Origin of the sequence: Paraburkholderia sp. BR10923 (assembly GCF_040948765.1) — a bacterium.
GTDB classification, from domain to species: domain Bacteria; phylum Pseudomonadota; class Gammaproteobacteria; order Burkholderiales; family Burkholderiaceae; genus Paraburkholderia; species Paraburkholderia youngii.
Window position 1 is genome coordinate 1 of record NZ_JBFPKO010000016.1, and the last position, 13561, is coordinate 13561.

Annotated in this window: 12 protein-coding genes; 9 read left to right on the forward strand and 3 right to left on the reverse strand. The window is 64.7% G+C overall.

Features of this window, described 5'->3' with window-relative positions:
- From dmpG to AB3X94_RS25900, 5 genes are all read left to right on the forward strand, one after another.
- The coding region (dmpG, locus tag AB3X94_RS25880) for a 4-hydroxy-2-oxovalerate aldolase (RefSeq protein ID WP_368613095.1) at positions 1-737 on the forward strand (737 nt) is incomplete at its 5' end.
- Positions 738-838: 101 nt separating this feature from the next.
- Entirely contained in the window at positions 839-2110 is a 1272-nt protein-coding gene (gene mhpT / locus AB3X94_RS25885) for a 3-(3-hydroxy-phenyl)propionate transporter MhpT (protein ID WP_368613096.1), read from the forward strand.
- Positions 2111-2191: 81 nt separating this feature from the next.
- Positions 2192-3076 carry an alpha/beta fold hydrolase gene (locus tag AB3X94_RS25890; protein ID WP_368613097.1) on the forward strand — a complete coding sequence of 295 codons (885 nt, stop codon included), beginning with the start codon at positions 2192-2194 and terminating at the stop codon, positions 3074-3076.
- A gap of 60 nt (positions 3077-3136) precedes the next feature.
- Entirely contained in the window at positions 3137-3343 is a 207-nt protein-coding gene (locus AB3X94_RS25895; protein ID WP_368613098.1) for a type II toxin-antitoxin system PemK/MazF family toxin, read from the forward strand.
- Positions 3344-3941: 598 nt separating this feature from the next.
- Positions 3942-6170 carry an NADP-dependent isocitrate dehydrogenase gene (locus AB3X94_RS25900; protein WP_368613099.1) on the forward strand — a complete coding sequence of 743 codons (2229 nt, stop codon included), beginning with the start codon at positions 3942-3944 and terminating at the stop codon, positions 6168-6170.
- Between the two features lie 188 nt (positions 6171-6358).
- On the opposite strand, the gene AB3X94_RS25905 is transcribed toward AB3X94_RS25900, so the two are convergent.
- A complete protein-coding gene (locus AB3X94_RS25905; RefSeq protein WP_013092475.1) occupies positions 6359-6586 on the reverse strand; it encodes a hypothetical protein in 228 nt (75 codons plus the stop codon).
- Between the two features lie 360 nt (positions 6587-6946).
- A complete protein-coding gene (locus AB3X94_RS25910) occupies positions 6947-7843 on the reverse strand; it encodes a LysR family transcriptional regulator (protein ID WP_368613100.1) in 897 nt (298 codons plus the stop codon).
- Between the two features lie 98 nt (positions 7844-7941).
- Between AB3X94_RS25910 and AB3X94_RS25915 the strand changes: the two genes are divergently transcribed.
- The 3 genes from AB3X94_RS25915 to AB3X94_RS25925 are packed head-to-tail and all read left to right on the forward strand — an operon-like array spanning position 7942 to position 10937.
- A complete protein-coding gene (locus AB3X94_RS25915) occupies positions 7942-9246 on the forward strand; it encodes a CitMHS family transporter (RefSeq protein ID WP_176106768.1) in 1305 nt (434 codons plus the stop codon).
- A gap of 25 nt (positions 9247-9271) precedes the next feature.
- On the forward strand, positions 9272-10645 hold the full coding sequence (locus AB3X94_RS25920) for an acyclic terpene utilization AtuA family protein (RefSeq protein ID WP_368613101.1): 1374 nt from the start codon (positions 9272-9274) through the stop codon (positions 10643-10645).
- Positions 10632-10937 carry a hypothetical protein gene (locus tag AB3X94_RS25925; RefSeq protein WP_368613102.1) on the forward strand — a complete coding sequence of 102 codons (306 nt, stop codon included), beginning with the start codon at positions 10632-10634 and terminating at the stop codon, positions 10935-10937. Before AB3X94_RS25920 ends, AB3X94_RS25925 begins: the two co-directional genes overlap by 14 nt.
- A gap of 57 nt (positions 10938-10994) precedes the next feature.
- Here AB3X94_RS25925 and AB3X94_RS25930 read toward each other — a convergent pair whose 3' ends face one another.
- Entirely contained in the window at positions 10995-11705 is a 711-nt protein-coding gene (locus tag AB3X94_RS25930; protein WP_176106765.1) for a FadR/GntR family transcriptional regulator, read from the reverse strand.
- Positions 11706-12119: 414 nt separating this feature from the next.
- On the opposite strand from AB3X94_RS25930, the gene AB3X94_RS25935 reads away from it, so the two are divergent.
- Positions 12120-13451, forward strand: a complete 1332-nt coding sequence (locus AB3X94_RS25935; protein WP_176106764.1) for an MFS transporter — start codon at positions 12120-12122, stop codon at positions 13449-13451.
- Positions 13452-13561: the final 110 nt, after the last annotated feature.

Consider the following 13561-nt stretch of genomic DNA (forward strand, 5'->3'; position numbering starts at 1 on the left):
CTGCGTACAACGCGGGCGCACGCGTAGTGCGCGTGGCGACGCACTGCACGGAAGCGGACATTTCGAAGCAGCACATCGAATACGCGCGCGAACTCGGCATGGACACCGTCGGCTTCCTGATGATGAGTCACATGACCACGCCGGAGAACCTTGCCATCGAAGCGAAGAAGATGGAGAGCTATGGCGCGACCTGCATCTACGTAGTCGATTCGGGCGGCGCACTGACGATGAACGATGTGCGCGACCGCTTCCGCGCGGTGAAGGCCGTGCTGAAACCCGAAACGCAGACGGGCATGCACGCGCACCACAACCTGTCGCTCGGCGTGGCGAATTCGATCGTCGCGGTCGAAGAAGGCTGCGATCGCATCGATGCATCGCTCGCGGGCATGGGCGCGGGCGCGGGCAACGCGCCGCTCGAAGTGTTCATCGCGGCAGCGGAGCGCATGGGCTGGAATCACGGCACCGACCTCTACACGCTGATGGACGCCGCCGACGACATCGTGCGTCCGCTGCAGGACCGGCCGGTGCGCGTGGACCGCGAAACGCTCGCGCTCGGCTATGCGGGCGTGTATTCGAGCTTCCTGCGTCATTCGGAAGTGGCCGCGAAGAAGTACGGCCTGAAGACCGTCGACATTCTGGTCGAGTTGGGCAAGCGCCGCATGGTCGGCGGCCAGGAAGACATGATCGTCGATGTCGCACTGGATCTGAAGCGCGGATCCGACGCAGTGGCCTCATGACCCAGACGCTGCGCGGCGGCGCCGCATGCCGCGCGCGCAGCGTTCATTTCATCCAGCAAGGTCGCCGCAAGAGCGACGCTGATTCAACATTGGAGACATTCATGCGGCAGTCAACACAAGCAACACAAGCAACGCAAACAGCGCAGTCGACGAAACCTCTTGCCAGCGGCGCGCTGACGATCGGGCTCTGCCTGATCGTCGCGCTGCTCGAAGGCGTCGACCTGCAATCGACCGGCCTCGCTGCACCGCGCATGGCGCGCGAATTTCATCTCGCGGTCGCGCAGCTGGGCTGGGCGTTCAGCATCGGCGCATTCGGGCTGCTGCCCGGTGCCGCGATCGGCGGACGTCTCGCCGACCGGCTCGGGCGCAAGCGCGTGCTGATGTGGTCGGTCGCGCTGTTCGGCCTCTTCTCGCTCGCGACCGCGCAGGTATGGGATCTGAACAGCCTGCTTGCCGCGCGCTTTCTGACCGGCCTCGGTCTTGGTGCGGCGATGCCGAATCTGATCGCGCTGTGCTCGGAAGCGGCGCCGCCGCATCAGCGCAACACGGCGGTCGGCGCGATGTACTGCGGCATGCCGTTCGGCGCGGCGCTTGCGGCGGTGGTCGGCATCGTCAGCCCGGGCGATGAGGGCTGGCGGCATATCTTCTACGTCGGCGGGTTCGGGCCGTTGCTGGTGCTGCCGCTGCTTGCGCTGTTCATGCGCGAGTCGGCGCAGTTCGTCGCGGCGCGTGCAACCACGGGCGCGCGGCACGATGCATCCGCCAGCGTGACGCGCGCGCTGTGGCAGGAAGGGCGTGCGGGCACGACGATCGCGTTGTGGATCAGCTACCTCGGCACGCTGATCGTGCTGTATTTCCTGATCAACTGGCTGCCGTCGCTCGTGTTGACGCGCGGTCTGACGCGCGTGCAGTCGGGTGTCGTGCAGATGATGTTCAACATCGGCGGCGGCATCGGCGCGATCGTGATCGCCGGCATGATGGACCGGATGGGCCGGCGCCGCACGGTCGCGGGCATGTATGTCGGCATCGTCGTTGCGCTTGGCGCGTTGCTGAGCGCGCATGGCGGCGCGTCGATGGCGTGGGGCGGTCTGCTCGCCGGGCTGTTTCTGGTCGGCGGCCAGTCGGTGCTCTACGCGCTGGCGAGCAGCCTGTACCCGACCGAAGTGCGTGGCACCGGCGTCGGCGCGGCCGTGGCGGTGGGCCGTCTCGGCTCGATCCTCGGACCGTTGATCGCCGGGCAACTGCTCGCGATCGGTCAGGGCGCGAGCGTGCTGCTCGGCGCGAGCATTCCGCTGATCGCGGTTGCCGCGATCGGTGCGTGGCTCGTCGTGAATCGCTCGACACTTCGATACACCGCGGTGGCCGCGCAGTAGTTTTGCGGCCTGAAATATGGAGCGGGTTCGCCGTCGGCGGCGGCCCGCAGTCACTCAACTCGTGAAACACAGGAATTCGACATGAGCAATACCAACACGCAAGCAGTGGCGATCAGTGGAGAAGCGACCAGCAAATTCGTCCGGATCACTGAAGATGGCCGCGAGGTGCAGCTGCACTACAACGACGTGGGGCAGGGCGCGGAAACGGTCGTGATGCTGCACGGCTCGGGACCGGGTGCGACCGGCTGGGCCAACTTCAATCGCAACGTCGAGCCGCTCGTCGCGGCGGGCTATCGCGTGATCCTGATGGACTGCCTCGGGTGGGGCAGGAGCGACCCGATCGTCTGCAAGGGTTCGCGCTCGGAACTCAACGCGCGCTGCCTGAAGGCGTTGCTCGATGCGCTCGATATCGAGCGCGCGCATATCATCGGCAACTCGATGGGTGGGCATAGCGCGGTCGCGTTCGCGCTCGCTGAACCGCAGCGCGTCGGCAAGCTCGTGCTGATGGGCGGCGGCACCGGCGGCCCGAGCCAGTTCGTGCCGATGCCGACCGAAGGCATCAAGCTGCTGCAGGGGCTGTACCGCAACCCGACCATCGAGAACCTGCAGCGCATGATGAGCGTCTTCGTGTTCGACACGAAGGCGTTGACCGAAGACCTGATGCAGGCGCGTCTCGCGAATATGCTGGCACGGCGCGACCACCTCGAGAACTTCGTCGCGAGCCTCGCCGCGAATCCGAAGCAGTTCAACGACTATGGGCCGCGCCTCGGCGAAGTGGCCGCGCCGACGCTCGTGATCTGGGGCCGCGACGATCGCTTCGTGCCGATGGACGTCGGGCTGCGGCTCGTCGCCGGGATGCCGAACGCCGATCTGCATGTGTTCGGCCGCTGCGGGCATTGGGCGCAGTGGGAGCATGCGGACAAGTTCAATCGGATGGTGGTTGAGTTCCTGGGACGCGAGGGGTAAGGCGGGTTGTTATTGCGAGCGACTGGCGCGCCGTTGAGGCGGCGGGCTGGTTGCTTCTTTTTGCCCATTTCCCGGCGATTTTACGGCTCCGCGTGTAGAGTCAATGTAGATACCCTCTCGGGTTCAGGAACAGAAACTCCGGGGGTCGCGCTGATGAACATGGTGCGCACTCTGGGCCTGGAGGCACGCGCCGCACGCAAAGTCGAGCGCGCTCCGGCCGAGGTGGTCGAGGACGCGCTTGCCCGCCTTCAAACGATTCTGGAATGACGGGAAAGACGATACGACTTAAACCCGCGCGCGGCGAGTGACGCAATCACTCCGCTGCCAGCATCCGACTCGTACTGTTTCACGTGCGAGCATCCCCGTCCGCGCCTCCCCCGCTTCCCCCGCTTCCCCCGTCCAACCGTCGACTCCCGCACCACCGGATGCGGATCTGTCCACTCTGCTGTGGACGTTCGCGCGCCGTCGGTCGACGAAGCCGGCAGGGGACGTCGTGGCGCGCGTAGCGCAGGCCTGACTGGCTGGCGGCGACTGAAGCGCGCGGGACTTGCGGCTCCTCAATGCGATCCATTCGCATTCAGCCAAAAATAATATGTCGCAAGTCATCTATAAGATATCTGTCTTAAGACCCGGGTAATCAGCCGCAAAGCCTTGCCAGCCGGGCCTCGACCCTTTTCGGCAGTGTCTCGCGACCTGTTTGTTTACCCACATTTAGTGGAAAACGCGCATATACTCTCGGTCGTATCGCAAAACGAAGGTCGCGGGGTTGCGTCGTGCCGAACTGACGCCGTCGCCGTCGCGCCGCGATTTGCGCTGGCCTCGACTGCCAACGCTCTGTCTATCACTTCCTAGCAAAGCATCAATCATGTCCACACCGCCGAAGATCATCTACACCCTGACCGACGAAGCGCCCGCACTGGCGACGTACTCGCTGCTGCCGATCGTCAAGGCGTTCACGCGCTCGTCCGACGTGCTCGTCGAAACGCGTGACATCTCGCTCGCCGGCCGGATCATCGCCGCATTTCCCGACTACCTGAGCGCGGAACAGAAGGCTTCCGACGATCTGGCGGAGCTGGGTGGACTCACCACGCGCCCGGAAGCGAACATCATCAAGCTGCCGAACATCAGCGCGTCGGTGCCGCAGCTGAAGGCCGCGATCGCCGAGCTGCGCGACCAGGGCTACAAGCTGCCGTCGTACCCGGACGTCGCGACGACCGACGCGGAGAAGGACGTCAAGGCCCGTTACGACAAGATCAAGGGCAGCGCGGTGAACCCGGTGCTGCGCGAAGGCAACTCGGACCGCCGCGCGCCGCTGTCGGTCAAGAACTATGCGCGCAAGCATCCGCACAAGATGGGCGCGTGGAGCGCGGACTCGAAGTCGCACGTCTCGCACATGAGCGGTGGCGATTTCTACGGCAGCGAGAAGTCGGCGCTGATCGCGCAAGCCGGTAGCGTCAAGATCGAGCTGGCCGCCGCGGACGGCACGACCACGGTCCTGAAGGCGAAGACGCCGGTGCTGGCAGGCGAAATCATCGACGCGTCGGTGCTGAGCAAGAACGCGCTGCGCAGCTTCATCGAAGCGCAGATCGCCGACGCGAAGGCGAACGGCGTGCTGTTCTCGGTGCACCTGAAGGCCACGATGATGAAGGTCTCGGACCCGATCATCTTCGGTCACGTGGTGTCGGTGTTCTACAAGGACGTGCTCGCGAAGCACGCAGAGGCGCTCGCCAAGGTCGGCTTCAACCCGAACAACGGTATCGGCGACCTGTACGCGCGTCTGAAGGATCTGCCGGCTGAAACGGCAGCGGCGATCGAAGCCGACATCAAGGCGCAGTACGAACAGCGTCCGCCGCTCGCGATGGTCAACTCGGACAAGGGCATCACGAGCCTGCACGTGCCGAGCGACGTGATCGTCGACGCCTCGATGCCGGCGATGATCCGCGAGTCGGGCAAGATGTGGGGCGCCGACGGCGCGCTGCACGACGCGAAGGCGGTGATTCCGGACCGTTGCTACGCCGGTGTGTACCAGGCTGTGATCGAAGACTGCAAGAAGCACGGCGCGTTCGATCCGGTCACGATGGGCACGGTGCCGAACGTCGGCCTGATGGCGCAAGCCGCGGAAGAATACGGTTCACACGACAAGACGTTCCAGATCCCGGCGAACGGCGTGGTCCGCGTGACCGACGAAGCCGGCGCGGTGCTGCTGGAGCAGCCGGTCGAGCAAGGCGACATCTTCCGTATGTGCCAGACCAAGGACGCGCCGATCCGCGACTGGGTCAAGCTCGCGGTGAACCGCGCCCGCGCGACCAACACGCCGGCCGTGTTCTGGCTCGACCCGGTGCGCGCGCACGATGCGCAGATCATCAAGAAGGTCGAACAGTACCTGAAGGATCACGACACCAACGGTCTCGACATCCGCGTGATGACGCCGGTCGACGCGACGAAGTTCTCGGTCGAGCGCATCCGCGCGGGCAAGGACACGATCTCGGTCACCGGCAACGTGCTGCGCGACTACCTGACCGACCTGTTCCCGATCATGGAACTGGGCACCAGCGCGAAGATGCTGTCGATCGTTCCGCTGATGGCCGGTGGCGGCATGTTCGAAACCGGCGCGGGCGGTTCGGCGCCGAAGCACGTGCAGCAGCTGGTCGAAGAAGGCTTCCTGCGCTGGGATTCGCTCGGTGAATTCCTGGCGCTGGCCGCATCGCTCGAACATCTGAGCACCGCGTATCACAACCCGAAGGCGCAGGTTCTCGCGAAGACGCTCGATCAGGCGACCGGCAAGTTCCTCGACAACGACAAGTCGCCGGCGCGCAAGGTCGGCGGCATCGACAATCGCGGCAGCCACTTCTACCTCGCGATGTACTGGGCCGAAGCACTGGCCGCGCAAACCGACGACGCGGCGCTGCAAGCGCAGTTCGCGGGCGTCGCGAAGGCGATGGCCGACAACGAGGCGAAGATCGTCGCGGAACTCGGCGCGGCGCAGGGCAAGCCGGTGGATATCGGCGGCTACTACCGTCCGAACGTCGAGCTGACCAGCAAGGCGATGCGCCCGAGCGCGACGCTGAACGCGATCGTCGATTCGGTGGCTTGACGCCGTACGGGCTGCTGATGCGGTAAGCGTCGCGGCCGCAGCTACTCGGGCCCGGAAAGCCACGCGGTAAGCGCGCAGCGCAACCGCGGACAAAGCCGCAAGCAGGACCGCAAATACGACAATGGCGCCTTCGGGCGCCATTGTCGTTTCTGCTTTCACTGCTACGTCGCCGTCGGTCATATCCGTCCTTATACGTGAACGATTTCCCAATCGGCGAGCTTCTCCGGAATTTCGAGTGTCGACGTGTCGAGCTCGGACAGATGCTCGCAGCTCAGGCCGCGCGCGAGGTCGTCGGCGGCCTGTTGCGGGCTCGAGAATTCTCCGAGCGTTTCGTTGCCGTAGGTGGCTTCCCAGCCGTCCTGACCCGGCAGAATGTAGAACGCTCCCTGCGTCGAACCAAAGCGAAAGCCTTTCATTTTTAGTCTCCCAGTTACCAATAAAAAAGCCGCGATTCGTGACGGCTTCTGCGCAATCTCTGGGATTTGGGTGGCCATTTCGCGAGGCCCCTCGAATCCGACTGCGTGAAGCGCGTGCTCTTGTGAAAGAGTCTACGTCAGGGAGTCGGCTGGCAAGCGGGCGTCAAACGGATCTTTATCTTAAAAATACTGCTGCAAAAACAATGGGTTGATCGTTTCATTTTGCGATGTGCAACGCCGCCGGACATCGTGAAATGACCGGTTTGTGCCACGCACCATGATTTTTTACGACGCGCGCCATCGTTTCGTATCGTGAAAATTAGGGGCTGCGCGGGACGGGCAAAACGATGCCATGCGGCCCTATGACGCGTCGATCCGTTCGATCAGCATCGCGACGAAGGTCTCGCTCACCGGCGGCAAGGTTCGGCCACGCTTTCTGATCAGCGCGATGCGGCGCGTGAACGCGGCTTCGTCGATCGGCCGCGCGACCAGTTCGGGCTCCGCGCGTACCTCGCGTGCCGACGCCGGCAGGATCGTGATGCCGAGCCCGGCGCGCGCCATCGCGACCGCGCTCATCATGTAGGTCGGCTCGCAGGCGATGCGCGGCTCACATTGCGCGTCGGCGAACGCGCTGTCGACGACCGCACGCACGCTCGTGCCGTGGGCGGTCAGCACGAGCGGCTCGTTGGCGAGATCGGCGAGCGTGACGGGCCGGCGCCGCCGTGCGAGTGCGTGCTGCTTCGGCAGCACTGCGACGAGCCGGTCGATGCCCTCATGCAGCACCTCGAGCCCGCTGTCGTTCAGCTCGCCGCCGGTCAGCCCGATATCGACTTCCTCGTTGCGCACCAGCGTGTTGACCATGCTCGCGACGACGTCGCGCACCTCGAAGCCGACGCGCGGCACGGCTTTTCTCAGCGCCTGCACCAGCTCGGGCAGGACGCTCGCCGCGAAGGTCGGCAGACAAGCGATGCGCACCGTGCCGCTCGCGCCTTCGCCGAGCGAGCGTGCATCGCGCAGCACGTGCTCCATGTCGTGCAGCGATTTCTGCAGCACGGGCAGCAGCTCGCGGCCGGTCGGCGTCAGCGCGACATTGCGGCTGTTGCGATCGAACAAGCGCAGGCCGACCGTTTCCTCGAGCCGGCGAATCTGCACCGTCAACGCCGGTTGCGACAGATGCAGCCGCGCGGCCGCGCGCGTGAAGCTGCCCGTTTGCGCGACCGCGATAAACGCCCGGATGTCCCGCAGACTCAGATCCATGATGATTTGTGATTGCTGCGATCAATTCATTTCAATTGTTTTATTGCTGCCGCGAACTTACGCTCGATCACACTAAAAAACAACCTGGAGACAAGCTCATGCTGCCATTGCTGGGGCTGGCTACCATCGTCGTGCTGCTCGGCGCGATCCTGTCCAAACGCATGTCGCCGCTCGTCGCGCTGATCATCGTGCCGCTCGCGGCATCGCTGCTCGGCGGCTTCGGCCTGCAGACCAGCAAGTTCGTCGTCGATGGTCTGAAAAGCCTCGCGCCGGTCGTCTGCATGTTCGTATTCGCGATCCTGTACTTCGGCACGATCACCGACGCCGGCATGCTCGACCCGATCATCGAGCGTATCCTGCGCGCGGTCGGCACGCGGCCCACGCGCATCGTGATGGGCACCACGCTGCTCGCGCTGCTGATCCACCTCGACGGCTCCGGCGCCGTCTGCTTCCTCGTCACGATTCCCGCGATGCTGCCGCTTTACGATCGCCTGAAGATGGACCGGCGCGTGCTCGCCGCGGCGGTATCGATGGCGGCCGGCATCAACTTCCTGCCGTGGACAGGGCCGATGATTCGCGCGTCTGCGTCGCTGCATCTGCCGATCTCGGCGCTATTCAATCCGCTGATTCCGGTGCAGGCGATCGGCCTCGTATTCGTGTTCTCGATGGCGTACTGGCTCGGGCGGCGCGAGGAAAAGCGCCTCGGCCTCACTGCCGCGAGCGGTTCCGTGCCGATGCCCCAACGCGAACTGACGCCAGAACAACAGGCGCTGCGCCGCCCGCAAAACTTCTGGTTCAACCTCGTGTTGACGCTCGTCGTGCTGGGCACGATGGTCGTGATGGGCGAGAAGATTCCGCCGGCCGTTATGTTCATGGTGGGCCTGTGCATCGCGTTGATGGTCAACTATCCGAACGTCGACATGCAGCGCAAACGGATCGACGCGCATGCGCGCGCCGCGCTGATGATGGCCGGCATCTTGCTCGCTGCCGGCGTGTTCACCGGCGTGATGCAGGGCAGCGGCATGCTGAAGGCGATGGCGCAGGCGGCGGTCGGCTTCGTGCCGCCGGCGATGGCGAGCCATATTCCGATCGTGCTCGGCCTGCTGTCGATGCCGCTCAGCATGCTGTTCGATCCCGATTCCTTTTATTTCGGCGTACTGCCGGTGATCGCGGAAGTGGCGGGCCAGCTCGGCGTGCCCGCAGTGCACGTCGGGCAGGCCGCGTTGCTCGGACAAATGACCACCGGTTTTCCGGTCAGCCCGCTCACGCCCGCGACGTTCCTCGTAGTCGGCCTGTGCGGTATCGAGCTGGCCGATCATCAAAGATTCACGTTTCCCCTGCTGTTCGGCGCGTCGGTCGTGATGACGATCGCGTGCGTCGCGCTCGGGATCTTTCCACTGTGAGCTTCATTGAACGGACGGGAGCACCATGACAGCCACTGAATCTGAACGCATCGTGCGCATCGGCGCTGGCGCGGGCTTTTCGGGCGACCGCATCGAACCCGCGCTCGAACTCGCGGAACACGGCCACCTCGACTATCTCGTCTTCGAATGCCTCGCCGAACGCACGATCGCGATCGCGCAGCAGGCGCGCAGCAAGGACGCGGAGCTCGGCTACGACCCGCTGCTCGAAGCGCGCATGCGCGCGGTGCTGCCCGTCGCGGCGCGCAACGGCGTGCGTATCGTGTCGAACATGGGCGCGGCCAATCCTCGCGCGGCGGCGCGCAGGACCGCACAGATCGCGCGCGAGCTCGGTCTCGGCGCGCTGAGGATTGCCGCCGTCACCGGCGACGACGTGCTCGACGTCGTGCGTGCGGGCGACTTCCATTTCGTCGAATCGGGGGACGCGGTGGCCGCGTACGAGGACCGGTTGATATCGGCGAATGCGTATCTCGGCGCGAGCGGCATCGTCGACGCGCTGGCGGCCGGCGCGCAGATCGTGCTGACCGGGCGCGTCGCCGATCCGTCGCTGTTCGTCGCGCCGCTGGTCCACGAATTCGGCTGGCGCATGGACAACTGGCCGATGCTCGGCCAGGCGACGGTAATCGGCCATCTGCTCGAATGCGCAGGGCAGATCACCGGCGGCTATTTCGCAGACCCCGGCTTCAAGGACGTGCCGAATCTCGCGCGGCTCGGCTTTCCGATCGCCGAAGTTGCGCGGGACGGTTCGGTGGTGATCACGAAGCTCGCGCAAAGTGGCGGGCTCGTGACCGAGGCGACGTGCAAGGAGCAGTTGCTGTACGAGATTCACGATCCGCGTCGTTATCCGCAGCCCGACGTGGTGGCCGATTTCTCGCAGGTGCGCGTCGAGCAGGAAGCCCCGGACCGTGTGCGCGTCACCGGCGGTGGCGGCACGGAGCGCACCGCGACGCTGAAAGTGTCGGTTGCGTATTTCGACGGCTATATCGGCGAAGGGCAGATTTCGTACGGCGGACCGGGCGCGCTTGCGCGGGCACGGCTCGCTCTCGATATCGTGCGCGAACGGCTCGCGCTGACCGGTGTAGAGACGCGTGAACTGCGCTTCGATCTGATCGGCGTGAACGCACTGCACGGTGACACGGTGGCGGCTGGCCATGGCGAGCCGTACGAAGCGCGCGCGCGGGTGGCGGGGCGCACGGCATCGCTCGCGGAGGCGGTGCGCATCGGCAACGAGGTCGAAACGCTGTACACGAACGGACCGGCGGGCGGTGGCGGAGTGACGAAGGCGGCGCGCGAGGTGGTCGCCGTGCAATCGGTGCTGCTGCCGCGCGAGCATGCGACGCCGGCTTTCGCGCTAGTGGAGGCTCGAGATGAAACTACGTGAACTGGCTCATTCGCGCACCGGCGACAAGGGCAATACGCTCAACATCTCGGTGATCTGCTACGACGCGCGGCATTACGAGCGGTTGCGCAATGTGTTGACGCCCGAGCGCGTCAACGCGCATCTGCGCGAGGTGGTGCGCGGTGACGTGGTGCGTCATGAGTTGCCGGGCCTTGCGGCGTTCAACTTCGTGCTCGGCGATGCGCTCGGCGGCGGCGTTACGCGTTCGCTCGCGCTCGATGCGCATGGCAAATCGCTGAGCTCGGCGTTGATGGATCTGGACGTGGGGGAATGAGCGGATGCTGCTGGCGGCGTGTCGTGTTGCGAGGCGGTCGGTCAGCCCCGCATGCGATCACACGCCAGCCTTCGTCAAATCATGCGCGCGGCGCAGACGCTCGCGGCTGTTGCTCAGATGCATGCGCATCGCGGCGCGCGCGTCGTCGGCGTCCTGACGCTCGATCGCGCGATAGATCGTCAAGTGCTCGCCGAGCACGCTACGCAGCACCTCGATATGGTCGAGCTCCGCGATCTCGGCCGAACCGAGCCGCGTGCGCGGGCTGACCGAGCGCCCGAGCTGGCTCAGCACGTCGAAGAAGTAGCGGTTGCCGCTCGCGCGTGCGATCTGCAGATGGAACTCGATGTCGTGTGCGAGCGTGTCGGTGCTGCCGCGCTCGAGTTCCGACTCGAAGCGATCGAGTGCGATGCGAATCTGCTTCAGGTTCTGCTCGGTACGCCGCGACGCCGCGAGCGCGGCCGCGGCCGCTTCGACGTCGATCCGGAACTCGATGATCGCCATCACGTCGAGCATGCTGGTGAGATCGGCGGCGGGAAGCTGCATCGGCTTTTCCGCGGCGGGCGTGAGCACGAACGTGCCGATGCCGTGGCGCGTCTCGACGATTCTCGCTGCCTGCAGACGCGAAATCGCCTCGCGGACCACGGAGCGGCTCACGGACAACTGCTTCATCATCGCGACTTCGGTGGGGATGCGATCGCCTGGCCTCAGCGCCCCGCGGCGAATTTCATCGGAAAGGGTGGCCACCACCTTTTCAGTTAGGCTGCTCATTTTTGTGGCTGGTTGACTGATCCAACAAAGTATCGCACAGGAATGTACTCGATTCTGCCGGGTTCGGCGGCATCGGCGCGGGCTATTTTTTCCGTGCGGACGCGAGATGGAGCGAAGATCAGGCGGACATTGGCGCAAACGCATGGAGTGCTGCTAGCGAGCCGCCAATTAAAGACATCAGACGTCTTATCTAGTGAGACCTAGAAGTGGGCTATAGCCTTTGAAGCCTTGAATCCGTTGTTATTTCAAAGGCGTTGATCGAGACACGCAGGGTAAACACCCAACTGGATTTGAGAAAAATAACGCGGTAGACTGTCGTCAGACAACGTATCAGACCTACCGGCGGGTCTCGCACTCACCTGTTGCGTCGTGCTGCGTTCCACCAGGCCACATGGCCGACAGGGGAGACAAATCTTGACATCAGTTCTGACTACCGCGCTCGACCCGCTCGAATCAGCGGTCGCAAAAGTGAAGCGCAACGTGCTGCCGCTTTTCCTGATCATGTTCATCGCGAACTATATCGACCGCGTGAACATCGGCTTCGTCAACGCGCACATGAAGACCGATCTCGGCATCGGCGCGGCAGCCTACGGTCTCGGCAGCGGGCTGTTCTTCATCGGCTACGCGCTGTTCGAAGTGCCGTCGAACGTGCTGATGCAGAAGTTCGGCGCGCGCGCGTGGCTCACGCGCATCATGGGCACGTGGGGGCTGGTGGCGGGCGCGATGGCGTTCGTGTGGAACGATACGTCGTTTTACGTGCTGCGGTTCCTGCTCGGCGTCGCCGAGGCGGGCTTCTTTCCCGGCGTCGTCTTTTACTTCACGCAGTGGCTGCCGCAAAAAGAACGCGGCAAGGCGATGGCGATCTTTCTGTCCGGCTCGGCGCTCGCGTCGGTGCTGTCCGGCCCGATCACCGGCTCGCTGCTGTCCATTCGCGGCCTCGGCCTGCAAGGCTGGCAGTGGATGTTCCTGATCGAAGGCGGGTTCTCGATCGTGCTGTGCATCGTCAGCTGGTTGCTGCTGAAGTCGCACATCCGCGACGCGCACTGGCTCACCGGCGAAGAACAGCGCGTGCTCGAACACTCGATCGCGGCCGAACAGGCCGAGCGCGAGGCGCAGGGCGGCGCGCATCTGCCGACGATGAAGCTGCTGAAGGACCCGCAGATCGCGCTGTTCTGCTTCCTGTACTTCGCGATCCAGCTGACGATCTACGCGGCCACTTTCTGGCTGCCCACGATCATCCGCAAGATGGGCGGCCTGTCCGATTTCGAGGTCGGCATGTTCAACGCGATTCCGTGGCTGATCGCGATGGTCGCGATGTATGGTTTCGCGGTCGTATCGGCGAAATGGCGTCATCAGCAGGGCTGGCTCGCGGTCGCGCTCGTCATCGCGGCGATCGGCCTGTTCGCGTCGACATCGGGCAACCCGGTATTCTCGTTCGTCGCGATCTGCTTCTCGGCGATCGGCTTCAAGGCGGCGTCGTCGCTGTTCTGGCCGATTCCGCAGGGCTACCTCGATGCGCGCGTCGCAGCCGGCGTGCTCGCGCTGATCAACTCGCTCGGCAACCTCGGCGGCTTCTTCGCGCCCGCTACCTTCGGCTATCTGCAGCAGCACACGGGGTCGATCACGGGCGGCTTGTACGGCCTCGGTGTCGCGTCGCTGCTCGCGGCCGCGGCCGGCTTCCTGACGCGCAACAAGCCCGGTAATCGCGAGCCGGCGCCCGAGTCGTTGCGCGGCAACGCGCATTGACTACACTGACGGCTCGTATGCGGCCGTCAGTTCTTCTGTATTCGAGTTTTCATCCGGTCTGGCCGAACGCGCACGCAGCGCGCGGCGGCTTCCGCCGGCCGGCTTACTTC

Bases quoted from the DNA above. Each gene is read 5' to 3' on its own strand.
- mhpT (WP_368613096.1), top strand. From the start codon at position 839: ATGCGGCAGTCAACACAAGCAACACAAGCAACGCAAACAGCGCAGTCG.
- AB3X94_RS25890 (WP_368613097.1), top strand. From the start codon at position 2,192: ATGAGCAATACCAACACGCAAGCAGTGGCGATCAGTGGAGAAGCGACC.
- AB3X94_RS25900 (WP_368613099.1), top strand. From the start codon at position 3,942: ATGTCCACACCGCCGAAGATCATCTACACCCTGACCGACGAAGCGCCC.
- AB3X94_RS25905 (WP_013092475.1), bottom strand. From the start codon at position 6,586: ATGAAAGGCTTTCGCTTTGGTTCGACGCAGGGAGCGTTCTACATTCTG.
- AB3X94_RS25910 (WP_368613100.1), bottom strand. From the start codon at position 7,843: ATGGATCTGAGTCTGCGGGACATCCGGGCGTTTATCGCGGTCGCGCAA.
- AB3X94_RS25915 (WP_176106768.1), top strand. From the start codon at position 7,942: ATGCTGCCATTGCTGGGGCTGGCTACCATCGTCGTGCTGCTCGGCGCG.
- AB3X94_RS25920 (WP_368613101.1), top strand. From the start codon at position 9,272: ATGACAGCCACTGAATCTGAACGCATCGTGCGCATCGGCGCTGGCGCG.
- AB3X94_RS25925 (WP_368613102.1), top strand. From the start codon at position 10,632: ATGAAACTACGTGAACTGGCTCATTCGCGCACCGGCGACAAGGGCAAT.
- AB3X94_RS25930 (WP_176106765.1), bottom strand. From the start codon at position 11,705: ATGAGCAGCCTAACTGAAAAGGTGGTGGCCACCCTTTCCGATGAAATT.